Origin of the sequence: Chlorobium ferrooxidans DSM 13031, from assembly GCF_000168715.1 — a bacterium.
GTDB lineage: Bacteria > Bacteroidota > Chlorobiia > Chlorobiales > Chlorobiaceae > Chlorobium > Chlorobium ferrooxidans.
Map to the genome: position 1 here is coordinate 17392 of NZ_AASE01000008.1, position 23882 is coordinate 41273.

Sequence of the window (23882 nt, forward strand, 5' to 3'; positions counted from 1 at the left end):
TTGTAAAAGGGTCTGATTGATCACACCTGAATCGGCTTCCCGGCTGACGCTCTGAGCAGACGGTCACTATCGATTTTTCCGTCAACAAGATGAATCCGCCGCCCTGCACGGTTGGCAAACTCCTCATCGTGGGTCACAACAATAATGGTCTGACTTAACTCCCGGTTCAACCGGTCGAAAAGCTGGTAGACATTGTCTGCTGATCGGGAATCAAGGTTACCGGTCGGTTCATCACCAAGAAGCACTTTTGGCTCGTTGGCCAGAGCCCTTGCAATGGCAACCCGCTGCTGTTGACCGCCTGAGAGCTGGCTTGGCTTGTTGGTATATTTGTTCTGAAGTTCCACCATGTCAAGCAGGTGCATTGCCCGCTCCCTGATCTCCTTGCGGCTGCGCCGTCCATTGATCATCATCGGAAGACTCACATTTTCAACGGCATTGAACTCGGGCAGAAGAAAATGAAACTGGTAGATAAACCCTATCTTTTCATTGCGGATGCGGGTCATCTCCGACTCGTTTTTTTCGGTTATCTCCTCCCCGTCAAGCCAGACTGTACCGAGTGTCGGTTTGTCAAGCCCGCCCATCATATAGAGCAGTGTCGATTTGCCGGAACCCGATGGACCGGTGATAGCAATAAACTCTCCCTTCAGAATCTCAAGCGAAAGGTTTGGAATGATGGTCTGGCGAATATCTTTGGAGAGTTCGAGTTCCCGGCGGATGTTTTCAAGCCGGAGTATGGTTTCAGCCATCAGATGTCACCTTCATTGTTCTGGATTACCGGTCGAGCTGTTGCAACCATGCAACTCAGCAGATATACAAAGAATAATATAATAACAAAAAAGCCTCCGAAACAGGCTGCTCTCTTAAAGAAAAGGACTACAAGGAGATCAGTGACTTCTGGGAGTTCAGCGACGAAGAGAAATTTCATTCATGCAAATACCTGAAAAAAGTTGCCGCAATTTTTGCGACATTTATAGTATGGTAAACGAAATTCGGAGAGAGCCTGTCGACACGTCTCTCTGAAAGAGCGTGTTACGGAAACAGCGATTAAACAGAATAAAGATGGCAACCTCAGGCAGAAAAGTATGCTTTATGACCGGAGCATCCGGACGACTCGGCAGTGAAATTGCGCTCTCGGTTGCAGGGCAGGGTTACTCTGTTTTCTTTACCTGGCACTCCTCTGAAGCGGCCGCTGCCGGGCTGCTTGAAAAGATCCGCTGGATAAGTCCGGAATCGGGAATGGTGCAGTGCCACATGGCAAAAACCGGAGAGATCACCAGTGCTTTTGCAACATTCCGCGAGCAGTTCGACCGGCTTGATCTGCTCATTACCAGTGCTTCAAATTTTTTCAGTACCCCGTTGCCTGATGTGACCGAAGCAGAGTGGGACAGTCTGGTCGATACCAATCTGAAGGGTACGTTCTTCACCATGCAGGAGGCGGTAAAAATTATGCAGAAACAGCCTTTTGTTTCGCGCATCATAGCCATGACCGATATCTCGGCCGAGCTGGTCTGGAAAAATTTCGCCCCCTATACGGTATCAAAAGCAGGAATCCGCCATCTGACCAGAATCTTTGCAAAAACATTTGCTCCCGGTATTCTGGTCAACGCTATAGCACCAGGGACGGTGACCATAAACCCCGACAGGGATATGGACACCGCAGAGGAGATGATCAGAAAAATACCGCTCAAGCGGCTCGGTGATCCGCTTGAGATTGTCAGAACCATCATCTTTCTTCTTGAAAACGACTATATCACCGGCCAGACCATCACGGTTGACGGCGGGCGCCTTTTGCAGTAGCCTGCAGAGCCCGCTCCTCCTGAACGATAGAGTGCCGTGCAAAGACCGCAGAGTTTTTATATATTGCTTTAGACCTCGTTGTAATGGAATTTATCAACTGATTGTAGACAATTATGGAACAGGAAGTCCCGGTGATCATACAGAGCGGTGAACCGAAAGAACCGGCAAAAACATCGCAGCAGGAGACAAGTATTCCGGATCAGGTAAAAGAGATCGGTGAAACCCTCTCTGAAATATTTGCCCGACTCAGGGAGAGCGAATCCTACGACAAACTTCTTGAGGGTGTTGAGACAGCAAAGGAGTATGTCAGAAAATACCCGGCAAAAGCACTGCTCTATACCTTGGGAGCAGGTGCCTTTTTCGGGCTTCTCATCAGAAAAAAGCGATAACAGGACATTGAACTGAAGGGATATGATGAACCATGAGGGAGGAAAGCATAAAGAGAGCACGCAGGTGACGCGCAAAAACACCGGAATACATAAGCTCCTGAATGAGACGGCAGTATCAACTTATGAAGATATCATTGATATTGTCGAGGCAAAAATTGAACTGGTCAAGATTGAACTGACCGATAAAATTTCGCTGCTCTCCGCTGTTGTCATTCTCAGCGTCGTGCTGCTGATCGGCCTTGCCTATCTGATCACAACCCTGGCTCTTCTGGCAGGAGAACTCCTCGGGCATACCTGGCTGGGCTATCTGCTGGTAAGCTTTATTTTCCTTTCATCCTTTCTGTTTTTTGCAAAAATCAAGCCTCTGCTTTTAAGAAACATGATCCAGAACATTCTCCTATCGGTCCATGACTACAAAAAATGAACATCTCTCCGGCATTCAGGCACGCATAGAAGAGCTTCAGAACACGATTACTGAAAAGGAAGCAAAGATAAAAGCGAGAAGCCGTCAGTTCAAGGATGATCTGGAAGCCGAGCTTTCACCTGTTGAACTGGTCCGACGCTATCCCCTCAAGGCTGTCGCAACGACCTTTATTGCAGGTTTTTTGGTTACACGCGCTCTCAAGGGCCCGAGAAACCCCCGGAAAACGCTGCCGGCCGACTCCTGTGTTGCACAGGAGTCATCTTCATCGCAGAATAGCAGCGCGCTGGCAGCAATAGGACTGGACATTCTTCGCTCCGCGAAGGATCTTGGATTTACCTACCTGCAGCGATACATCGACAAGAAAATCAGATAACCTCATCATCAATGGGTTTCCTCTCCAGGCTCACCTCTCCGCCAAGAGTTCTTCTCCTCACAAAAAGCTCTGCCTTGCAGAGCTTCAGCACGAGAGCATGACTTTTATTTCAGAAATTCCGTACCTTCTGTATTGCCGTACCGGCTTTTCAAAACCACAAAGCTGCGCTATCTCTTAACCCGGCTTAATGCTTTGGCATTGCTTTCCAATTATGACAATCAAGCAGAATCCTCCCTTGTTTCAGAATAAAGAGCACTTTTATGTCAACCGGAATGCCAGAGACCTTTTTCATCTGACCGATCCCGAGTTTCTCTCGCTGCCTGCAGGCGGCAGGGAGAGTTTTATCAAAGCCGAGAAACAGGCGGCAATCATCAATGATTTCCTAAAAAAAAAGAGCGGTGATGGTCTAAAACCTGTTCTGCCCGCCCAGCTTCATGGCATGAAACTGCTGCATGAGCTGTTTCACTATGTTATGACAAGAGCGATGGCGGCCCGACAGCCGGACCTTCTGGAAAAGGTATACAACAACCTTGAGGCGGAACTCTCCAGAACACAATCGGAAGAGTACCTGACCCGCTTTGTCAGCGCGTTTCCTACACGGGAGATATACGATGCATTCGAAACTCCCTCGGAGTGGCTGAACCGTCCGGGAAACAGGGCCGGGGTTCTTGAAGAGTCCTTCCTTGTCTGGCTCAATAACCAGAATCCTGCACTTGACCAGTTTTCCGAGCTGTTAACCGACCGTGCACTGATGCGTGAACAGGCCTACCGGACGTTGATTGTGACCATGCAGAGCTCAATGAAAGCCATGGGGCCGGTTGGACCTGATAATATGGATCTCGCTGAACTCCTTACCCAGCCGATACGGCATTCACCCGCATCCATCCTTGAACAGCTTCGCTATATAAGGCTCAACTGGGGCGAACTGCTTGGAGACTCCCCGTTCTGGGAGTTGCTTGACGGTGCCATAGATTTTATCGAGGATGAGGATAAATATCTCTTTTTCGAGCAGATAGCCAAAGAGCGTGAAGCAGGAAGGGAGGAGTACTCGTTTGAAAAAGAGGCACACATTCCGAGCTACGACTCTCTTGATGATGCGCCGGCAAATTATTCCACTGACTCCTCATGGATGCCGGAGGTGGTGATGCTTGCAAAAAGCACCTATGTCTGGCTCGACCAGCTCAGCAAAATCTACCACCAGCCGATCCACCGCCTGCAGGATATTCCTGACGCCGAGCTTGACGCTATGGCTGACCGGGGGTTTACAGCTCTCTGGCTTATCGGACTCTGGCAGCGAAGCCATGCTTCACAGAAAATCAAACAGCTGCATGGCAACCCGGAAGCGAAAGCATCGGCCTATGCTCTTGAAAAATATGATATTTCCGACGATATAGGCGGCTATGAAGGGTATCTGAACCTCCGAAACAGAGCCCGCAGCCGCGGCATTCGTCTTGCCAGCGATATGGTTCCCAATCATACAGGAATGGATTCCGAACTGGTGCGCAACTCGCCGGACTGGTTTCTTTCGGCCGATACACCACCCTATTACAATTACTCCTACAACGGGCCTAACCTAAGCAGCGACTCACGTTACGGCATCTACCTTGAAGATGGCTACTGGAACCGAACCGATGCGGCTGTAACCTTCAAGCGTGTTGATTATCTGAGCGGCGATACCCGATATATTTACCATGGCAATGACGGTACCAATATGCCATGGAATGATACTGCCCAGCTTAACTTTCTCAGCCCGGAGGTTCGAGAGGGTGTTATTCAGCAGATCCTCCACGTTGCAAGGATGTTTCCCATTATCCGTTTTGATGCCGCCATGGTGCTGGCAAAACGGCATATACAGCGCCTCTGGTTTCCCCTTCACGGACACAGTGCCGGTGTTCCATCGCGCTCCTCCAACTCCATGAGCATGGCTGAGTTTGATGCAGCCATACCCGAAGAGTTCTGGAGGGAAGTAGTTGACCGCATCCAGCGTGAAGTACCCGACACCCTTCTGCTTGCAGAGGCCTTCTGGATGCTTGAAGGCTATTTTGTCCGTACGCTCGGCATGCACAGGGTCTATAACAGCGCCTTCATGCACATGCTGAAAAAAGAGGATAATGCCAGTTACCGTTATCTGATCAAGAATACTCTCGAATTTGACGCAGAGATCCTCAAGCGCTATGTCAACTTCATGAATAATCCTGACGAGGATACCGCAATTGCACAGTTCGGCCGGGGGGATAAATATTTCGGAGTATGCGTGATGATGCTCACCATGCCCGGTCTGCCGATGTTCGGTCACGGACAGGTTGAAGGTTTTACCGAAAAATACGGGATGGAGTACGCCAAAGCTTATTACGACGAACAGCCGGACGAAAACCTTGTCAACCGTCACTACAGGGAGATATTTCCCATCATGAAAAAGCGGCCGCTTTTTGCAGAAGTGTGCAACTTTTTCCTTTATGATGTCTACTCGCCTGAAGGATCGGTCAATGAAAATATTTTTGCCTATTCCAATCGCCTTGGCAGTGAAAAGGCTCTGGTGATATTCAACAACTGCTTTGAACAGGCAACAGGGTGGGTCAACAGATCGGTCGGCTACCGCCAGCATGACGAGATCCGCCAAAGCTCACTGGCTGAGGGTCTTCTTCTCAGCCATGAGGAAGGAACCTTTGTTATTTTCAGAGACCATGCCAGCGGCATGGAGTTCATCCGTTCAAACAGGGAGATTGCCGGGCAGGGGCTTATGGTTGCTCTTAGCGGATACAAATACAATGTATTCGTTGACTTCAGGGAGGTTCGCCCGTCAAAACTGATGCCCTACGACAGAGTGTCGCTTGAACTGAACGGCGCGGGAGTGGAATCAATTGATCGTGCAGCACTCACCATGAGCCTCACTCCTCTGCACAGGATCATCACGGCAGATCTTGCTGATGAACAGTTTATCCCCCGGAAAGAAGCACAACTCTCTGAAGAGACAATTGCGGTGTTTGAAAAAAACCTCACAGCACTGCTTACAACGGTTTCGGTTCAGTTCAGCGAACTTATGGAAATACCCGTCATCGGCGATTCTGAAAAGCTTGCTGCACAGGCAACACTTCTCTACCGCAAAGCGCTGGATCTTGCAACCCGGTTGCCCCTGCAGGCAGAGTCAAGGAAAATCCGGACGGCACTGGCTCTGATTGAAGAGAATGAATCAGGATACTACACCGTAATCCGTCACTGGATTCTGCTCAATGCTCTGCAGGAGATGCTGCAATCAGCCGGAGTATTGCGGGCGAACATTATCGACGACCTCCTGATAAGCGATGCCCTTGCTGCACTCTATCCTGAAAAAGGAGTTATCGGGATTCCCGGTGATAACCTGCCCGACCTGCTCTGCTGCCTGCTCACACCGCTGCCCGAGCTTGACCTGAAAGATCCTGAGGCCTGCTTCTTTATCATGCTGAAAAAACTTGCATCAACTGACAACAGCCATTTTGGCCGGATGCTCCAGTTTGACGAGCGGCATGGAAAGCAGTGGTTCCGTGAACACCGCTTCAGTGTGCTCACCGCATGGTTCGCGCTGCTGACACTGCTGCAGGAACCGGATCTCCCGGCTGAGGCTGCACCGGAAGAGCGTACCGCAGGTTCGATTACCGTGTGGGTAGAAGCAGAAGAACGCCTTGAGATGCAGGCATTCCTTGCAGGATATGAGATGGGGGAACTGCTGCGGGAGAAGCACTGAGCATTGCGCCTCTCTCCCTCACACGCTTCTCGATAGATAGTTGGCAAAAAGCGAAAAGCCCGGTTGATCCGGGCTTTTCGCTTTGGTATAGAGAATAGCGTTCACTTACAGGCCATACTCGGCAAAAACACGATAGGTGTTGATAAGCAGAGCTGCAAGGTAGAGAATACCGATGATGGTAAAGACCGGGCTTTTCTCTTCGCGTGATGCGCGCTTGTCAATAAAGGGAACAAGTGCCCAGAAAATAGCTCCTACCGTGAAGAAGATGATGGCATAGAACTCTCCGTTCTCAAAGCTGAAATCTTTCAGGAGCAGGAACTGAGCCCAGAAATACCACTCAGGCTTGATACCAAGAGGTGCCGGTGAGAGCGGATCGGCTTTCAGACCAATCTCTCCCGGGAAAACCACGGCAAGATAAATAATCAGAACAAAACCGAGAATCCAGCCGATTGCATCCTTGGCAAGAAAGGTCGGGAAAAACTTCTCATAGCCTTTGATACGTCCGGACTCCTTGTAACCGATCGGAGCTGAGGTACCAAACACCTGAACGAGAAGCAGATGGGCTGAAAGCAGAAGCAGCAACAGACCCGGAAGCAGCACAACGTGCAGCGAGAACATACGGGTAAGGGTTTCACCGGTAACCTGTTCGCCGCCACGAAGAATATCGACAAAAAATGCACCGCCGGGAACCACTTTGGGTACTTCAGTACCAACCTGTGTGGCAAAGTAGGCGATCTCATTCCATGGAAGCAGATACCCGGTAAATCCGAAACCGAGGGTGAGCACAAAAAGCACTGATCCGCTCAGCCACATCAACTCACGGGGTTTACGGTAGGACTTCAGGAAGAAGGTACTGAACATGTGAATAAATACCGAGAACACCATAAGATTGGCCGACCATGCATGAACCTGGCGGATAAGCCAGCCATAGGAGACCTCTTTCTGGATAAAGACAAATGAAGCATAGGCTTCCGCTTCAGTCGGCTTGTAGTACTGCAAGAGCAGCAGACCGGTAATGATCTGGAGAAGGAAGAAGAATAGAGTAAGGCCGCCGAAATAGTACCAGAACGAGTGACGGTGCTTGGGAACCTCTTTTTTCTTCAGGTAATCAATAACCGGGACAAGAACCTGGAATCGCTCGGCAAACCATGCATTGAAAGAGCAGCAGCGTGAATCCTTGTATGGGTTTGGATCCGGACGTTCTACCGGTGGTTTGTAGACTCCGCCTTTCGGGGCTTCCGGCTTTGCGGCGACCGGAGCAGCGGGTTTGGCTGCGCCTGGAACTGCCGGCTTTGCGGCACCCGGAGCAGCGGGTTTCGGTTTGGCCGGAGCATTTCCTGCCAAAGCGTTCTCATTGTTTTCAGCCATATTTCCTGACTCCGTTGGTTTTCAATAATTAAAAAGTTACGCTTTCGTGACAATCAGATCTTCACCCTCAACCCTGACCTTGAACTGAGGCAGTGGCAGAGGCTGCGGGCCGGAAATGATTTCACCGGTCTCTTTGTATTTTGCACCGTGACAGGGGCAGGCAATAATATTGGCGGCACTGTCCCAATGCACAAGACATCCGAGATGCGTGCAAACGGCGCTTGTTGCCGTCAGGGTTCCATTATTGTTGACAACGAGAACCTTGTCCTTGTTGAACTGATAGATTTTACCGCTGTTGACCGGAACATCGGAGGCTTTGCCAACAACAATTTCATTCTTGCTTGCAACTGTGGATACTGGCGGAATAAGATATTTTACTACAGGATAGAGTGTCGAAACAGCTACGGCGGCACCGATGCCACCAACCACTTTTCCGAGAAAACTGCGACGTTCGAAGTCGACTCCTTTCAATCCCTCTTCACGCGGCTTGCCGGCGGAAATTGATCCGGGTGATGAGAGTGGAGCACCATCTCCAAGTGTGCCCAGCCTTGTCGGGCTCTTGAAATTACCTTGTTGTGCCATTACGATCTATCTCCTTATTAAGAGTATTGTTATAAAATCAAAAAGGTAAAAACCGCCCGGCAGTTTCATTAATATCCGGCTCTCTCTGCCCGGCCAATATACCGATATACGGTAAAAAAGCAGAGTTCAGGCCTGACTCGGCGGGCCTGAATGATGTGTGAATTTATAATTTTTTCACTTATTATTCCAATCAATAAACCGTTTAAAACCATTATAGGTCCTGTACATCACCGAATACTCTCCATCCCTCCATATCCGGCTTCTGGTGAAAAAACGCATAAATTTAGACTGAAGACGAACCGGGTCAAGAAACTCCGATATTCCGCTTATTCCATCAATCATCCGTCCGTCAATCTGCAACGATAGCTTCGAGGAAAACCTCAGGTAAAACGGTCCTGCGTCCAGAACCCTGTCGTTATGGATGTTCAGAAAAACCTGCTCATCCTTCAGCGCAAGATTCATGCTGTGACGCGGTGAAAAAAAGCCTTTTCTGAAATTGCTTTCACAGATTTTAACGGTGTCATAAATAGTTGCCGTTTCACGTTCGTTATCATGCAGAAGCAGCAGGGTAAGAGGCTGATACTCGTTGTTCCTGAAATAGATAGCATAATAGATGAGGTCAAAGGCATCGGAAAAGGCACGGCCCCAGTACCATCGGGAAATATACTCCTGCATCGGAACGGCGCCGAAGTTATGATCATGATATCCGGTTGCTCTGACCGGGATCGTGCTCAGCTTGCCGCTTTGCAGTTCCGTAATGGCGATTGACCCCTGAACGTCAGCCTTCGGCACACTTAAAAGCCATTGGTGGAGCGGTACTTTTCCGTGATTGTTGCTGTCTTTTTTTTCATAGACAACTCTTCGGGACGCTTTGAAGAGCAGTGAGGCTTTCACTGCTTTTCTTCGGGCGGGAAAGAGGAAATCGATATCAAGCAGGTACTCGTCAGTCAGGGGATTAAAGGAAAACCGGTTCTTTTCGAACCGGACACCGATATCCGATCGGCTGCTCTCAAACAGTCCGGCACGCCCTTCCCTGATAAAATTCAGGGTTTCCACTCCATGTTCATACAACTGAAAACTGAAACCGGCATAGTCGGACGCCAGGGGAAGTTCGGTGGTTAAACGATTTTTCCAGTTTTCGTAATGAGTGGTATAGTATGGGGAAAAGGGGAAACCGGAAAACCAGATAAGCACAAAGGAGAGACCGCTCTCTCGGTCTTCAGCATCAAAATACCACCACTCGTAAGCCCCCGGCTCCTGCATGTCATGCCAGAGTTCCTGACTTGATTCAGTGGTAATGTTCATACTGCATGCTGATAGTGTTCAGACCATGATACATTGCAGAATGCCTTGCGTGACACGGCACGACATGGAATTGGACAAAGCAGGGAGAAAGAAGAGGACATTGAATAGTCGCAGCGGAGCAGTATCAGTGAAACAACGGTTAACCGATGTGGACAGAGAGGGAATCGAACCCCCGACACAAGGATTTTCAGTCCTTTGCTCTACCAACTGAGCTACCTGTCCATCCAACAAGAGGCAAAATATAGAAATAAATTTTTTTTCACCAAAAGAAAAAACAAAAACCCGGAAGCAGCCTCTGCAAGCACGGTTACTCCAGGGGCAATTCTGAAAACGTAATCAGTTCAATCCCTTTCAGAATACGGCGCAGTACCGTCTCCTTGCCAAGTACTTCAAGCATATGATAGAGGCTCGGGCCGAAACTGACACCGGAGGCAAGAATTCTCAACGGATGGATAAGTGCCGCAGCTTTCAGCCCTTTCGGAGCAACGAACTCCTTGAGCTTTACCTCGATATTCTCTGCGCTGAACGATTCAAGAGCATAGAGTATATCGGTAAATTCCCGTAACAGCTCATTGGTATCCGCCGTCCACCTTTTTTTGACCGCCTCTTCATCATAGGAGTCCGGTTCAAAAAAGAAGTAGGGAGAGAAGGTCACGAATTCATGCTCAAATCCGACCCGCTCACGCATCAGCTCAATCACTTTTTTCAGATACTCATCACCGGTGATGACCTCCAGCGGCATCAGCGAGACTCTCTGTTCAAGTTCCGCCGCCAGAATAGGCTTGATAACTCCGAGAATCTTCTCAGCAGGACGCTGCTTGATATACTGCTTTTCAAGCCAGTTGAGCTTGTCAACATTAAATACCGCACCGGCTTTGCCAACCCGCTCAAGTGAAAACTTCTCAATAAGATCCTGCATACTGTATACTTCCTGCTCACTTCCCTCTCCCTCGTTCCATCCGAGCATGGCCACAAAATTGATAATCGCATCACTGCTGTAACCCTTGCGGACATAGTCCTCTACAGCAACATCACCCTGTCGCTTGCTGAGCTTGGATCGGTCAGGGTTGAGCAGGAGGGGGAGATGGGCAACCTTCGGAGGCTCCCAACCGAAAAATTCATAGAGAAGAAGATGCTTCGGCATGGATGGAAGCCACTCCTCTCCCCTGATGATGTGGGTAAACTCCATCAGATGATCATCAATGACACTGGCAAAGTGATAGGTCGGGAACCCATCCGACTTCATCAGCACCTGGTCATCAATCGTAGCAGAATCGAATTCTATCGGGCCGCGGATAATATCTTCAAACCATACCGAGACATAGTCAGGCACTTTCATCCTGATGACATAGGGATCACCTGCGTCCAGTTTCTTCCGGATTTCACTTGCCGGTACTGAACCTCCAAGCTCTTCAGGAAGCCATTTTCTGTTGTATTTAGGCTGAAGTCCCTGTTTCAGTTGAAGCTGCCGGTTCTCTTCAAGCTCTTCAGAAGTTGCAAAACAGTAGTAGGCATGGTTGTCTTCAAGTAACTGGTCGCAATAGCTCTTATAGATGTCAAGCCGCTCGGACTGGACGTATGGGCCAAAATTTCCGCCGCGTTCAGGGCTTTCATCAGCAATTATGCCTGCCCATTCAAGCATCCTGATAAGATTCTTCTCTGCGCCCTCAACCTTTCTGGTTTGATCGGTATCTTCAATTCTGATAATGAAGTCCCCATCCATTTTTTTTGCAAACAGGTAGTTGTAGAGTGCGGTTCTGAGTCCGCCTACATGTAAATATCCTGTGGGAGAAGGTGCAAACCTGGTCCTGACCCTTTTAACAACCATAATGAGCGTCGTACTGTTATTGTTAATTGACAGTGAACTATCGCAAGAGCAATGAATTTAAGAAAAAGTAGCTGCTTTTTTCAGACTGAATGATAAAAGATTAACCCGAAATGCCTGAAGCAGAGTGATGAGCGGCAAATCGATCTCAGGAATGGCTGTTTAAATAAACTTTTTGTTTTCCATTGCAGTTCTTCTTTTAATTACTTTAACTGTAGTAAGTTAGATTTTATATCATAACTCCACCACTTTATGGCTGAAAATCCTGTTAAGAAGTCAGGAAAAGATGATTCCCGAAACAGATTCAAGCCGGTGAACGATGAAGATCGCAATCCCGGATGGTTTCAGGGAAAAGGCGAAAGCCCGCAGGGGAAGTTCCCCCGTTTTCTCCTCTTTATGATGGTTGCACTGATAATGCTCTTTGTTTTCCAGCGATTTTTCTCAGGCAGCGAAGGCCCGGAAATCACCTATAACGAATACCGTTCCGTTCTGTCAAGAACCCTGGTAAGCGAGGTGACCGTCAAGACCATGGAGGATAAGTCGGCTCTGCTGAATGTAAAGCTGAAAAACTCAATCCAACTGACGCTTGCCAACAGAACATCGCTGCAAAGCGACCGTTTTTCCGTACGGGTTCCCTCATTCACTACCGAACAGGCCGACCTCCTCACTGACCAGGGCATCAGACTCAATGTAGAGAACGGTTCCGGCAGCCTGAATACCTTTCTCGTCCTCTTTGCCCCCTGGATCATCTTTGGAGTGATCTATTTTCTCCTCATGAGGCGCATGAACAGTCAAAACGGCGCCCAGGCCAAAAACATTTTCAGCTTCAGCAAGAGCCGGGCAAAACTTGTAAGCGAATTTGATGTAAAAACCACCTTCAAGGATGTTGCCGGGGTTGACGAAGCGGTTGAAGAGCTGCAGGAGACAGTTGAGTTTCTGACAAATCCTGAAAAATTTCAGAAAATCGGCGGGAAAATCCCAAAAGGTGTACTCCTGCTCGGCCCTCCCGGCACAGGAAAAACGCTTCTGGCCAAAGCCATTGCCGGAGAGGCAAAGGTTCCGTTTTTCTCGATCTCCGGAGCTGATTTTGTGGAAATGTTTGTTGGCGTTGGCGCAGCAAGGGTACGTGACCTGTTTGAACAGGCAAAGAAAAATTCGCCCTGCATCATTTTTATTGATGAAATTGATGCTGTTGGCAGAAGCCGTGGCGCAGGTCTCGGAGGAGGTCATGATGAGCGGGAGCAGACTCTGAACCAGCTCCTTGTTGAGATGGACGGATTTACCACAAGCGAGAATGTGATCCTTATTGCCGCAACAAACCGCCCTGATGTGCTTGACACTGCCCTGCTTCGACCGGGACGCTTTGACCGCCAGATCACCATAGACAAACCCGATATACGGGGGCGTGAAGCCATCCTGAAAATCCATACCCGAAATACACCTCTTGGAGAAAATGTCGATATCAGCGTCCAGGCTAAAAGCACTCCGGGATTTTCAGGAGCCGACCTGGCAAATCTTGTTAATGAAGCTGCACTTCTGGCCGCACGCAACGGACAGGATCTTATTTCCGCTGATAATTTCGAGCAGGCTCGCGACAAGATTCTTATGGGACCCGAAAGAAAAAGCATGATTATTTCGGACGAGCAGAAAAAACTTACCGCATATCATGAAGCCGGTCATGTTCTTGTTGCGAGCTATACCAGGGGATCAGATCCCATTCACAAGGTGACGATCATTCCAAGAGGCCGCAGTCTCGGCCTGACGGCTTATCTGCCACTTGAGGACCGCTACACCCATAACCGCGAGTACCTGCAAGCCATGATCACCTATGCCCTCGGAGGAAGAGTGGCAGAGGAGCTTGTTTTTCAGGAGAGCACCACCGGCGCGGCAAACGATATTGAGAAAGCCACCGATATCGCCCGCAGAATGGTGCGGCAGTGGGGAATGAGCGACAAGCTCGGTCCGATTAACTATGGCGACAGTCACAAGGAGGTTTTTCTCGGCAAGGATTACTCCCATATACGCGAATACAGTGAAGAGACCGCCCTTCAGATTGATGTGGAAGTCCGTAACATCATTATGTCGTGCATGGAAAATGCCAGAAAGATTCTCAGTGAAAACCGGGATATTCTCCATCGGCTTGCCGGACTCCTCATTGAAAAAGAGTCGCTCAATGCGAAGGAGATCGCGGAAATTATAGGCCATACAGAGCGTGCTGTGGGCCTGGCAACATCATAAGCCACCAAAAAGGGAAATCGGGAGAAGAGAAACGTATGCAGCTTGTTGCTCTGCTTGCTATCGGAACTTTTGCAGGACTGCTCTCCGGAATGTTCGGAGTCGGCGGTGGCGTGATCATTGTACCGGCAATGGTACTGCTCTTCGGTATGACGCAGCAGAGTGCTGTCGGAACGTCACTGATTGCTCTGCTGCTCCCGGTCGGAGTGCTCGGCGTCATAGAGTATTATCGTGCCGGGAAAATTTCAGCGGAGAACATCTGGATAGGGCTGATTGTAGCTGCCGGGCTTTTTGCCGGTGCTTTTTTCGGCGCAAAAATAGCCGCACAGATGCCGGGCGATATACTCCGGAAAGCCTTTGCAATTTTTATGGGAATTGTTGCTCTTCAAATGTGGTTTAAATAAGCTGATACATAACAATAACCTAAGCCATTTATCACTATGGGAAACACAACCACAAAAGCTGATCTGGTCAATGTTATTGCCCACAGAACAGGTCTGACGAAAAACGAAACAGAATCTGTCGTTGACTGCCTGTTTGAGAGCATCATTGACTCACTGAAATCCGGAAAACGGATTGAAATCAGGGGGTTCGGCTCTTTCAACATCAGGTACAAGAATTTGCGGCAGGCACGCAACCCGAGAACGGGTGAAAAAGTGACGGTTGATCCGAAAAACGTACCGACGTTCAAGATTTCAAAAGAGTTCAAGCATGCTGTAAGCGAGAGTCTGAAATCCGGTAGCGAATAGTTTCAAGAGAGAAACTGCTCCGTATTAACCATACAGCACTTCGGGCTCAACACAGAGGGCTTAGGGTTTTTTATTTCTGATCGGTACGCTTCTTGACCCAAACAAGACGATACGCTACCCGGCAATCCGGCAAGTGTAAAAAATGAACGGCAGCCTGAACTGCCGTTTCATGATGTTCAGCTTCTAAAAAGTGCTCTGCCAGGTTCCCGAAAATGACCCTTTATTGACCGGAAAGCAGGAGTGGTTGCACTCGCGTTACCACTCACCGCAATCGTTACTCTCCCTCAAAATCGGTAAGCGAGTAGACACTGTATCCTTTTTCAAGAATTTTTCGCTCCCCTCCGATATCGGGAAGGTTCACGATAAAAGCCATTTCAGCAACAACACCACCGACCTTTTCAACCAGAGCTGCCGCAGCAAGAGCTGTTCCTCCGGTAGCAAGCAGATCATCTACGAGCAGAACCTTCTGGCCGGGCTTGAGAGCATCCACATGAATTTCAATCTTGTCGGTACCATATTCAAGTTCATACTCCTGGGAGACAACATCTGCAGGAAGCTTACCCGGTTTTCTGACCGGCACAAACCCCTTGCCGAGCGTATAGGAGAGTGCTCCGCCGATAATAAAACCCCGTGCCTCAATGCCCACAATCACATCAAAATCAACACCGTTCAGCAGATAGTGCTGTGTCAGATTATCGATAACCAGCCTGAAACCCACCGGGTCCTTGATGAGGGTGGTAATATCACGAAAGAGAATCCCTTTTTTCGGATAATCGGGAATCGAACGGATACGGGATTTAATAGGCATGGATTGCAGGATTTAATTGTTGATGACAGCTTGGTGAGGCCAGTAAAAAAATTAAAAGTCAAGATAACAGTCTCCCCTGTAAATTCAAATCCTCATCCAGCCTCTCAATCAGCACCGGCAGCTCCTTTCCGACAAGAGAGTACTCCTCTCCTCTGCCGGCTCTGTCGACCAGCACCCGAAGATAGTTACGGCTGTATCCGCAGGATTGCGGGATGCCATTGATCTCCTGCCGGCACTCTTCAAAAAGCACCATACACTTCGTCCCGATATAGCGCTCCTTGAATGCCGCCTCCTTGCGGCGTCCAAGATCATTCAGCACCCTGCTTCTCCGGGCAATTTCTGCCGGAGCAACCGCAATAAGCTCCCGGCTCGCTGTCTGACGCGCAAGAGCGGTTCCGGGTCGAATGGAACAACTGAATACGTGCAGATAGGCAAGTGGAAGTTCTTCAATAAACCGGCAGATCTGAAGAAAATCCTCCTCGCTCTCACCGGGAAAGCCAACCATCACATCCGCTCCGATCGAACAATCGGAGATATGCGCTGCAACCCCGCTTACTCTCTCCCGGTATAGCGCTGTATCATAGCGGCGACGCATAGCTTTGAGAATGCGATCAGAACCGCTCTGAAGAGGAATATGCAGATGAGGAACAATGGTTTTCGAGTTCGCAACCAGTTCTATGAACTCGCTGTCCACAACATCAGGCTCTATGGAACTGATGCGAATACGGCTGACAGGAACCTTTTCAAGGCGGCGTAGCAGCTCCGGGAGCCCGATTCCGTTCTCCAGATAATCACCGATATTAACCCCGGTCAGCACAATCTCACGGTATCCGGACGAAGCAAGTATCATGGCCCGGGCAACGATCTCATCCGGCGGAAGCGATCTTGATCGCCCCCTGATCAGTGGAATCGTACAGTAGGAACAACCAGAATCACATCCATCCTGTATTTTCAGAAATGCTCTTGTTCTGTCATGCCCCTCTACAGAAGTTGAAGAGTAACCGGGGTAGACAGCATCCTTCAGCCCATGTTGTGACACCTTTACCAATGGAAGCGATACGGCACCGGCCATAATATCGTCATACCATTTTATAGCAAACTTCTCTTTGCTTCCAAGAATTGCATCAATACCTTTTATTGCTGAAAGCGCATCCGGATTCAACTGTGCATAACATCCTATAACGGCTATTCTGCTGTCAGGATTATTCCGTATGATCCCTCTGATTTTCTGACGGCATTTCTTTTCAGCCTGTGCCGTAACTGCACAAGTATGAATAATAATAAGTTCAGCACCCTCTTCGATTGATGATTGCTTCCAGCCCTGACTGCATAAGCTCTCAAGTATGGATGATGTTTCAGCATAGTTCAACTTGCATCCAAGGGTAACAGCGGCAACTCTTTTCATAGGATAATCACTCATATAACTCATGCATCAATATGAGGGCAAAAAACGCATATTGGCCAAAAAAATATAACCGGCATAAAAATACAAATCACAATGAGCACATCTTGCAGGCAAAAATATATTATTCTATATTTTTATGAATTGATAAAACCGATCTCTTATACTACTCTTTCAAACATAACTATATAGTACGATGAGCACCCTCAAAAAGGATTCAGGGTCACCTGATAAATATGATATTTTCATTCGAAGAATAGACCACTTCCAGTCACTCGTTGAAGAAAAAAAGAATCTTCAGGCTAAAATCACCTTTATTCAACAGGAATATCAGGAAAAAATAAGGCCACTGGAAGAGGAACTTGCCGGTATTATAAAGAAGCTTGAGGCAAATCTCTCAAAACTTGAAGGGGGTGTACCGCAACCGGCGGGCACGGCAAAATTCAGCCGGGGCCAGCTGGGTATGTCAATCAAGGATCTGCTCCGCGCCAATCCTCAAAAAACCTTTAAACCGCGAGAGATAGCCGAAGGCCTCAATACCAAAGGCACAACGGTCAGTCTCTGGTTCAACAAATATGGAGTAAACGACCCTGAAATCGACCGGGTACCTGCCGGAAAGGATGGCAAACGATTTGTTTACAAGATAAAGTAACACACAAAACCACCCGCAGAAGCCAGAAACAGAAAACGCACCCCGGTGCGTTTTCTGTTATAATCTTTTCGTTTAATACCCCAGATTTCTTTTGTTCCTGAAAAAATTCAGGGCAAGTCCAACCATAATCATATTACCCACAAGCGAAGAACCGCCGTAGGAGACAAAAGGCAGAGGAACGCCGATAACCGGTATAAGACCGATGGTCATGCCGATATTGATGACAACATGGATAAACAACAATGAAACAAAACCGGCAAGCGTCAGTTCGACAAACCTGTTTTTAATTGAGAAGATTGCCCATATCAATCTGAGAATCAGTACAAGATAACAGGCAATCAAAATCGCTGCACCAAGAAATCCCAACTCTTCAGCAATAACACAAAAAATAAAATCTGTCCATTGAGCAGGAATAAAACGGAGCTGTGTCTGTGTTCCATGCAGAAATCCTTTACCTAAAAGCCCGCCCGAACTTATTGCTATTTTTGCCTGAAGAACATTGTATCCGGCTCCCTGGGGATCAGACATGGGATCAAGAAAAGTCTGAATCCTTTTCATCTGATGCGGCTTCAGTATTTCAGCTGCAAACCGGTTGGTAAATATTCCGGCAACAAGACCTGACAGAAAAACAAACAACTGATGCATCTGATATTTCTTCCTGACAAAAACCAGCAGAGCAAAGAGCAAAAGAAAAAGAACAATAACGGCATAGATATTGATAAAACCGGTCAGCATAAGCAGAACAGGAAAAACAAGCAGCATAAGAATATAGATATCAAAGCCGGCCATAATTATCATCGGTGCAATAAAAGAGAGACAGGTAAGCGTCGTACCCATATCGGGCTGCATCATGATAAGCAGGGCGGGAAGGAGCGGAATGCCGAGTGCAATCATGAGGTGGGGTATGGAGAGAATATCGGTATCATCATCGGAAAGAAATCGTGACAAGGCAAGAATAGTGGCCATTTTGGCTATTTCAGAGGGTTGAAAGCTGAAAAATCCGATTCTCACCCAACTGGTCTGGCCGGCAATTTTTTTTCCGAAAATCAGCACCACCACCAGAAGGAGAATGCCGATCATGTAAAAGAGATAGGAGTTATCCCTTATAACACGCACATCATTATAGTAGACAAACGCCAGCGCAGCAACACCGATAATGCACCATACAAACTGCCGGTAAAAGAGTGTCGGATCACCGCTGCCATGTGTTGCACTGAAAACCGCCATCAAGCCGAGAACAATCAGTCCGGCCATGGGAAGCAAAAGCCATTTATCAAGCTCGCTTTGTTTTTGCATTGATCAGTTGTATTGCCCTGTTTGCATTATCTTCAGAGACTATAATTTAGTATAGTATTGTGTAAAGCGATTGAACACTTCATAAAAAAAACATGACTGCCACAAAGTTTTCCTGCGGTTTCGCCATTATCATCGGTCCGCCCAATGCCGGCAAATCCACCCTGCTCAACGAATTGCTCGACTATAAACTCTCTATTGTAACACCCAAGCCGCAAACAACAAGAAAGAAAATCACCGGTATCTATCACAACGACAAGTGCCAGATTATCTTTCTTGATACACCGGGAATCATGAAGCCGCAGCAGAAACTGCACGAGTCCATGCTCGGCATCATCCGCGAAACCCTCAAAGATGCCGATATCGTGATCGCCCTTCTTCCCTACTCCGGCAAAAAGGAGTTTTTTGACCGGGAGTTCGCTGAAGAGCTCTTCAGCAGCTGGCTGAAGCCTGCGGGAAAAAAGATTATTGCCGTGCTCAACAAAAGTGACCTTGTCACCGAGGAGCGTCAGCGGGAAGCTGAAGCGTTTGTCCGGAAAACCTGGAACCCTGCTGCCGTCCTCTCGGTTTCAGCCCTGAAAGGGAGTAACCTCCCCGCCCTCATTGACACCATTCAGCCATATCTCCCGCTCAACTACCCGCTCTATCCGGAAGACACACTCAGCACTGCTCCGGAACGGTTTTTTGTTAGCGAAATCATCCGTGAAAAGATATTTCTGCTCTATGGCCGTGAGGTTCCCTACTCCACCGAGGTGGTCATTGATGAGTTCCGCGAGCAGCATGAAGATGATCCGAAAAGAAAGGATCTGATCCGCTGTTCGGTGATTGTTGAGCGTGAGACCCAGAAACAGATCCTGATCGGCAGCAAGGGGGCTGCCCTGAAAAAACTCGGTCAGACCGCAAGAAAGGATATCGAGGAGCTGCTCGGAAGGCCGGTCTTCCTTGAACTCTTCATCAAGGTCCGCCCGGACTGGAGGAAGAATCAGAACTATCTGAAAAGCTACGGATACTAAAAAAATAAAAAGGCACCACAAAAAAAAGTGCCTGAATGAGAAAAGCCCCGACTTGCGGGGCTTTTCTCATGTACTGTGTAATCAGCAGTGAACCTTAGTTCTCTGCCGGTTTCGGTTCTGCGGCTTTTTTGTCAGCCGATTTGATCGGGGGCTCAAGCTCGGCAGTTGCCGCCTCAATCTCCTTTTTCTCATTCGGATGAGCCAGCAGGTAGGCTTCGATCTCTTCCTTGCTCTTGTCCTTGAAATACTCAAGAGCTGAAAGAATGATGCGCTTGTTCTCCTTGTCAAACTCAATGACCCGAAGCGGCAGCCCGTCACCAATCTTGAACGAAGAGTGAATATCCTTCACTCCGCCCTGAAGGAGGTGTGATACCGGAACAAATCCGTCCACATCACCAGGGAGGATGACGATAACGCCCTTCTCAATGATCTGTGAAATCTCACCGGGGGTTTCGGCTCCGACAGCATACTTCTGTTCGAATTCGTCCCACGGATCCTGATTGATCTGCTTGTGACCGAGAGCAATACGACGTGCGTGTACGTCAAACTTGAGCACCTTGACCTCAAGCTCCTGGTTCTTTTTGACCAGTTCACTTGGGTGGCGGATCTTCTTGGTCCAGGAGAGGTCGGAAATGTGAACCAGACCGTCAACTCCGGGCTCAAGCTCGACAAAGACACCGAAATCGGTGATATTGCTGACTGTTCCCTTATGCAGGGAGTTCTCGATATACTTCTCGGAAAGCGCAATCCATGGATCTTCGTTGACACGCTTCATGGAGAGCGAAAGCTTGGTATGATCCTTGTCGATATTGAGGATTACACACTCCACTTCCTGACCAAGAGTAACGAACTGACCCGGATGCTTGATGTGCTGTGTCCAGCTCATCTCGGAGATGTGAACAAGACCTTCGATACCCTTCTCGATTTCGACAAAAGCGCCGTAATCGGTAATGGATACAACACGACCCTGTGCTTTTGAACCGACAGGATACTTGAGCTCGATATTTTCCCACGGATGTGACTCAAGCTGCTTCATACCGAGAGAGACTCTCTTGGTGTTCTCGTCAAAGCCGACAACAACAACCTTGATCGGCTGATCAAGATCAACAACCTCTGAAGGATGATTGATTCTGCCCCAGGTGATATCGGTGATGTGCACCAGGCCGTCAAGACCGCCGAGATCGACGAAGATACCGAAGTCGGTAATGTTCTTGACTGTACCCTCAAGCACCATACCCACCTTGATATTGGCAAGCATCTCTTCACGACGTGCAGCGTACTCCTCTTCGAGGATAACTTTATGACTGACAACAATATTCTGTGTAACCGGATTGATCTTGACAACCCTGAAGTCCATGGTCTGACCGACAAGCGCATCAAAGTCACGAACCGGCTTGACATCGATCTGCGAACCGGGAAGGAATGCCTCAACACCGGAGAGAGAGACGGTCATACCGCCCTTGACGCGGTTGATGATCTTTCCGTTGATGATGGTATCATTTTCAATTGAATCATAGATCTTGTCCCAGATTCTCAGGACGTCAGCTTTCTTCTTTGAAAGAATGAGCTGGCCCATCTTGTCCTCAATGTTCTCAAGGTACACTTCAACATCATCGCCTACCTTGACCTCATCGTCATCGCGGAACTCAAGCAGGGAGACGATGCCTTCCGACTTGAAGCCGACATCAATCGTGACATCCTTGTTGGATATCGAAACGATTCTTCCCTTTACAATCTCGTCTTCGGTAATTTCATTCAGCGTGCTCGAATAGAGCTGCTCCATCTGTGCAAGTTCAGCGGCTTCGTAGTGTGCAAAAACCTTGATTTTTTTCCTTGCGGGTCTTTCCTTGACCTTTTTGTCCTGTGATGTAAATGCTTCTGCCATTAATTTTTTCCTTCCTCTCTTTGAATTAGCCAGCTTGCCGCGAGAGATTACAGCATGTGGTTTTATGGTTGATGAAAAATAACGTCACTTCGTCCCGGCAGCAAGAGCAAGCGTGTATACTCTCTCTACCTGACTCTCTATAGTTAAATCCGATGTATCAATTTCAACGGCATCAGGATGTTTTTTCAGCGGAGCGTGCTCCCGCAGGGTATCTTCCTCATCACGCTGCTTTATTTCATCCTCAAGCAGATCAAGATCCGGCAGTTCCGCGCCTTCCGGAGACTTCAGAAGCAGCTCGGCATACCGCCGCTTTGCCCTTTCGCGGGCATCAGCAACAAGAAATATCTTCAGTTCAGCATCGGGAAACACAACCGTTCCGATGTCGCGACCATCCATGACCACTGCGCGCTGTCGGCCAAGATCCTGCTGCATCCGACGGAGCCGGTCACGAACAGGTTTGAGTGAACTGATAAAACTCACCTCACGGCTCACCCGGTTATCGCGGATCTCGGCAGTAACATCACTGCCGTCAAGAATGACACGGTCGCCCCTGAACTCTATGGAAATCGTATCAAGCAAACCGGAAACGCTCCCGGGAGAGCGTCGCAATCCTTCAAGAACGCCCTCTCTGAGTGCCTTGAAGGTTACTGCCCGGTACATTGCACCGGTATCGATATAAGTGTATCCGAGCTTCTCTGCTACCTTTCTGGCTGTCGTACTTTTTCCGGATGCAGCCGGCCCGTCTATGGCGATAATGATACGCTTTTTCCCGATTTCCTGTTTCACTGTAAAATTCCAATTTGGCCTGTCATTTTATAAAATATATTTGCTTTTTCCAAACATAATGGTTACATGTTAAAGCCATGCGCATAATGCAATGGTCTCTCTATTCAATAAACTTATTCTGTTATGTCACTTCGCTGCGGCATTGTAGGACTGCCAAATGTCGGAAAGTCTACGCTTTTCAACGCCATCACGGCCAAACAGGCTGAAGCCGCCAACTACCCGTTCTGTACCATTGAGCCCAATGTAGGAACAGTCCTTGTTCCGGACGAGCGGATGCAGTTGATCGCCAATGTGGTTAAAACCCCGACACTGGTGCCGACCACGCTTGAAATCGTCGACATTGCCGGACTGGTAAAAGGTGCAAGCAAAGGCGAGGGACTCGGCAACCAGTTCCTCTCTCATATCAGGGAGGTTGATGCCATTGTGCATGTCGTACGCTGTTTTGATGACGAGAACATTATCCATGTTGAAGGCAGGATTGACCCGGCAGATGACATCATCACCATTGAAACGGAGCTGATGCTGGCCGATCTTGACAGTATGGAACGCAGAATCGAGCGACTGCGGAAAAACGCCAAAAAGGAGAAGGAGCTGCTCCTGCAGGTTGACCTGGCTGAAAAGATCATCAGCGGCCTCAGTGAAGGCATTCCTGCCCGCAAGCTGATTGAAACGGATGAAGAGAAGGAGATGGCCAAACAGTTCTTCCTGCTCTCGACCAAGCCGATCCTTTTTGCCGCCAATGTAGCCGAAAATGATATTGTTGACGGAAACGCCTATACCAGGAAAGTTGCCGAGATTGCCGCGGCATCAGGCTCGAAAATGCTCATTATCAGCGCAAAGACAGAAGCCGATATTGCCGAACTCCCCGAAGAGGATCGCCCGGAATTTCTTGAAAGCCTCGGACTGAAGATGTCGGGTCTCGACCGCCTGATCCAGACCGCCTATGACCTGCTCGGCCTGCAAACCTATTTTACCGCAGGTGTCAAGGAGGTTCATGCCTGGACCATCCGCAAGGGTGCCGCCGCGCCAGAAGCTGCTGCTGCCATTCACTCGGATTTTGAAAAGGGGTTCATCCGTGCCGAAGTGATGTTCTACCATGACCTGATTGAACTCGGTTCGGAGCAGAAGGTCAAGGAGGCCGGCAAGCTCCGTTCCGAAGGAAAGGAGTATATTGTTAAGGATGGGGATGTTATAGTCTTCCGATTCAATGTTTGAAGAATAGGACCTATGGGACTTATAGGACTTATAGGACTTATGGGTCCCATAAAGATTAAA

21 protein-coding genes and 1 tRNA gene are annotated in these 23882 nt (G+C 48.6%); 11 read left to right on the forward strand and 11 right to left on the reverse strand.

The features are described 5' to 3' along the window. Positions 1–20: 20 nt before the first annotated feature. A complete protein-coding gene (locus CFERDRAFT_RS05715; RefSeq protein ID WP_006366329.1) occupies positions 21–746 on the reverse strand; it encodes an ABC transporter ATP-binding protein in 726 nt (241 codons plus the stop codon). Positions 747–1059: 313 nt separating this feature from the next. On the opposite strand from CFERDRAFT_RS05715, the gene CFERDRAFT_RS05725 reads away from it, so the two are divergent. The 5 genes from CFERDRAFT_RS05725 (at position 1060) to CFERDRAFT_RS05745 (ending at position 6704) form a co-directional block, all read left to right on the forward strand. Then, a complete protein-coding gene (locus CFERDRAFT_RS05725) occupies positions 1060–1797 on the forward strand; it encodes an SDR family NAD(P)-dependent oxidoreductase (protein ID WP_006366331.1) in 738 nt (245 codons plus the stop codon). A gap of 113 nt (positions 1798–1910) precedes the next feature. Continuing rightward, positions 1911–2186: a hypothetical protein gene (locus CFERDRAFT_RS05730; protein ID WP_006366333.1), complete on the forward strand. Its 276-nt coding sequence runs from the start codon at positions 1911–1913 to the stop codon at positions 2184–2186. A gap of 22 nt (positions 2187–2208) precedes the next feature. Next, complete coding sequence (locus tag CFERDRAFT_RS05735) at positions 2209–2610, forward strand: phage holin family protein (protein WP_156778012.1); 402 nt, start codon at positions 2209–2211, stop codon at positions 2608–2610. Further along, positions 2594–2983 carry a hypothetical protein gene (locus CFERDRAFT_RS05740; protein WP_006366338.1) on the forward strand — a complete coding sequence of 130 codons (390 nt, stop codon included), beginning with the start codon at positions 2594–2596 and terminating at the stop codon, positions 2981–2983. Before CFERDRAFT_RS05735 ends, CFERDRAFT_RS05740 begins: the two co-directional genes overlap by 17 nt. 211 nt (positions 2984–3194) lie before the next feature. Further along, positions 3195–6704 carry an alpha-amylase family glycosyl hydrolase gene (locus tag CFERDRAFT_RS05745; protein ID WP_040433275.1) on the forward strand — a complete coding sequence of 1170 codons (3510 nt, stop codon included), beginning with the start codon at positions 3195–3197 and terminating at the stop codon, positions 6702–6704. A 105-nt stretch (positions 6705–6809) separates the two neighbouring features. On the opposite strand, the gene CFERDRAFT_RS05750 is transcribed toward CFERDRAFT_RS05745, so the two are convergent. From CFERDRAFT_RS05750 to gltX, 5 genes are all read right to left on the reverse strand, one after another. Continuing rightward, complete coding sequence (locus tag CFERDRAFT_RS05750; RefSeq protein WP_006366342.1) at positions 6810–8072, reverse strand: cytochrome b; 1263 nt, start codon at positions 8070–8072, stop codon at positions 6810–6812. A gap of 36 nt (positions 8073–8108) precedes the next feature. Continuing rightward, entirely contained in the window at positions 8109–8654 is a 546-nt protein-coding gene (locus tag CFERDRAFT_RS05755) for a QcrA and Rieske domain-containing protein (RefSeq protein WP_006366247.1), read from the reverse strand. Between the two features lie 174 nt (positions 8655–8828). Beyond that, positions 8829–9959 carry a carotenoid 1,2-hydratase gene (locus tag CFERDRAFT_RS05760; protein ID WP_006366248.1) on the reverse strand — a complete coding sequence of 377 codons (1131 nt, stop codon included), beginning with the start codon at positions 9957–9959 and terminating at the stop codon, positions 8829–8831. Between the two features lie 149 nt (positions 9960–10108). After that, positions 10109–10181: transfer RNA gene (locus tag CFERDRAFT_RS05765), tRNA-Phe, on the reverse strand. 85 nt (positions 10182–10266) lie between these two features. Then, complete coding sequence (gene gltX / locus CFERDRAFT_RS05770) at positions 10267–11787, reverse strand: glutamate--tRNA ligase (protein WP_006366249.1); 1521 nt, start codon at positions 11785–11787, stop codon at positions 10267–10269. A gap of 249 nt (positions 11788–12036) precedes the next feature. Here gltX and ftsH point away from each other — a divergent pair, with 249 nt between their 5' ends. The 3 genes from ftsH to CFERDRAFT_RS05785 are packed head-to-tail and all read left to right on the forward strand — an operon-like array spanning position 12037 to position 14768. Further along, positions 12037–14022, forward strand: a complete 1986-nt coding sequence (ftsH, locus tag CFERDRAFT_RS05775) for an ATP-dependent zinc metalloprotease FtsH (protein WP_006366250.1) — start codon at positions 12037–12039, stop codon at positions 14020–14022. After that, a complete protein-coding gene (locus CFERDRAFT_RS05780; protein WP_269479152.1) occupies positions 14019–14423 on the forward strand; it encodes a sulfite exporter TauE/SafE family protein in 405 nt (134 codons plus the stop codon). The genes ftsH and CFERDRAFT_RS05780 overlap by 4 nt, the downstream gene beginning before the upstream one ends. Before the next feature lie 36 nt (positions 14424–14459). Next, positions 14460–14768, forward strand: a complete 309-nt coding sequence (locus CFERDRAFT_RS05785) for an HU family DNA-binding protein (protein ID WP_006366252.1) — start codon at positions 14460–14462, stop codon at positions 14766–14768. Between the two features lie 274 nt (positions 14769–15042). Here CFERDRAFT_RS05785 and CFERDRAFT_RS05790 read toward each other — a convergent pair whose 3' ends face one another. After that, the gene (locus tag CFERDRAFT_RS05790) at positions 15043–15576 is read right to left on the reverse strand and encodes an adenine phosphoribosyltransferase (RefSeq protein ID WP_006366253.1); all 534 of its coding nucleotides are present in this window, start codon (positions 15574–15576) and stop codon (positions 15043–15045) included. A 58-nt stretch (positions 15577–15634) separates the two neighbouring features. Continuing rightward, a complete protein-coding gene (gene mtaB, locus CFERDRAFT_RS05795; RefSeq protein ID WP_040433277.1) occupies positions 15635–16996 on the reverse strand; it encodes a tRNA (N(6)-L-threonylcarbamoyladenosine(37)-C(2))-methylthiotransferase MtaB in 1362 nt (453 codons plus the stop codon). Between the two features lie 178 nt (positions 16997–17174). Here mtaB and CFERDRAFT_RS05800 point away from each other — a divergent pair, with 178 nt between their 5' ends. Next, the gene (locus CFERDRAFT_RS05800) at positions 17175–17630 is read left to right on the forward strand and encodes a hypothetical protein (protein ID WP_006366255.1); all 456 of its coding nucleotides are present in this window, start codon (positions 17175–17177) and stop codon (positions 17628–17630) included. Between the two features lie 72 nt (positions 17631–17702). On the opposite strand, the gene rodA is transcribed toward CFERDRAFT_RS05800, so the two are convergent. Continuing rightward, a complete protein-coding gene (gene rodA, locus CFERDRAFT_RS05805) occupies positions 17703–18926 on the reverse strand; it encodes a rod shape-determining protein RodA (protein WP_006366256.1) in 1224 nt (407 codons plus the stop codon). Positions 18927–19018: 92 nt separating this feature from the next. Between rodA and era the strand changes: the two genes are divergently transcribed. Beyond that, positions 19019–19936 (forward strand): GTPase Era, encoded by a 918-nt coding sequence (gene era / locus CFERDRAFT_RS05810; protein WP_006366258.1) that lies wholly within the window; start codon positions 19019–19021, stop codon positions 19934–19936. Between the two features lie 94 nt (positions 19937–20030). Here era and rpsA read toward each other — a convergent pair whose 3' ends face one another. Both rpsA and cmk read right to left on the reverse strand, forming a co-directional pair. Further along, on the reverse strand, positions 20031–21821 hold the full coding sequence (rpsA, locus tag CFERDRAFT_RS05815) for a 30S ribosomal protein S1 (protein WP_006366259.1): 1791 nt from the start codon (positions 21819–21821) through the stop codon (positions 20031–20033). Between the two features lie 84 nt (positions 21822–21905). Beyond that, positions 21906–22607: a (d)CMP kinase gene (gene cmk, locus CFERDRAFT_RS05820; RefSeq protein WP_006366260.1), complete on the reverse strand. Its 702-nt coding sequence runs from the start codon at positions 22605–22607 to the stop codon at positions 21906–21908. Between the two features lie 123 nt (positions 22608–22730). Between cmk and ychF the strand changes: the two genes are divergently transcribed. Further along, on the forward strand, positions 22731–23822 hold the full coding sequence (ychF, locus tag CFERDRAFT_RS05825) for a redox-regulated ATPase YchF (protein ID WP_006366261.1): 1092 nt from the start codon (positions 22731–22733) through the stop codon (positions 23820–23822). Positions 23823–23882: the final 60 nt, after the last annotated feature.

Coding starts and splice junctions, on each gene's coding strand:
- ychF (WP_006366261.1), top strand. CDS start 22,731: ATGTCACTTCGCTGCGGCATTGTAGGACTGCCAAATGTCGGAAAGTCT.
- ftsH (WP_006366250.1), top strand. CDS start 12,037: ATGGCTGAAAATCCTGTTAAGAAGTCAGGAAAAGATGATTCCCGAAAC.
- gltX (WP_006366249.1), bottom strand. CDS start 11,787: ATGGTTGTTAAAAGGGTCAGGACCAGGTTTGCACCTTCTCCCACAGGA.
- rodA (WP_006366256.1), bottom strand. CDS start 18,926: ATGCAAAAACAAAGCGAGCTTGATAAATGGCTTTTGCTTCCCATGGCC.
- era (WP_006366258.1), top strand. CDS start 19,019: ATGACTGCCACAAAGTTTTCCTGCGGTTTCGCCATTATCATCGGTCCG.
- mtaB (WP_040433277.1), bottom strand. CDS start 16,996: ATGAGTGATTATCCTATGAAAAGAGTTGCCGCTGTTACCCTTGGATGC.
- CFERDRAFT_RS05785 (WP_006366252.1), top strand. CDS start 14,460: ATGGGAAACACAACCACAAAAGCTGATCTGGTCAATGTTATTGCCCAC.
- CFERDRAFT_RS05735 (WP_156778012.1), top strand. CDS start 2,209: ATGATGAACCATGAGGGAGGAAAGCATAAAGAGAGCACGCAGGTGACG.
- CFERDRAFT_RS05725 (WP_006366331.1), top strand. CDS start 1,060: ATGGCAACCTCAGGCAGAAAAGTATGCTTTATGACCGGAGCATCCGGA.
- CFERDRAFT_RS05760 (WP_006366248.1), bottom strand. CDS start 9,959: ATGAACATTACCACTGAATCAAGTCAGGAACTCTGGCATGACATGCAG.
- CFERDRAFT_RS05745 (WP_040433275.1), top strand. CDS start 3,195: ATGACAATCAAGCAGAATCCTCCCTTGTTTCAGAATAAAGAGCACTTT.
- CFERDRAFT_RS05790 (WP_006366253.1), bottom strand. CDS start 15,576: ATGCCTATTAAATCCCGTATCCGTTCGATTCCCGATTATCCGAAAAAA.
- CFERDRAFT_RS05740 (WP_006366338.1), top strand. CDS start 2,594: ATGACTACAAAAAATGAACATCTCTCCGGCATTCAGGCACGCATAGAA.
- CFERDRAFT_RS05715 (WP_006366329.1), bottom strand. CDS start 746: ATGGCTGAAACCATACTCCGGCTTGAAAACATCCGCCGGGAACTCGAA.
- CFERDRAFT_RS05750 (WP_006366342.1), bottom strand. CDS start 8,072: ATGGCTGAAAACAATGAGAACGCTTTGGCAGGAAATGCTCCGGCCAAA.
- rpsA (WP_006366259.1), bottom strand. CDS start 21,821: ATGGCAGAAGCATTTACATCACAGGACAAAAAGGTCAAGGAAAGACCC.
- CFERDRAFT_RS05800 (WP_006366255.1), top strand. CDS start 17,175: ATGAGCACCCTCAAAAAGGATTCAGGGTCACCTGATAAATATGATATT.
- CFERDRAFT_RS05755 (WP_006366247.1), bottom strand. CDS start 8,654: ATGGCACAACAAGGTAATTTCAAGAGCCCGACAAGGCTGGGCACACTT.
- CFERDRAFT_RS05730 (WP_006366333.1), top strand. CDS start 1,911: ATGGAACAGGAAGTCCCGGTGATCATACAGAGCGGTGAACCGAAAGAA.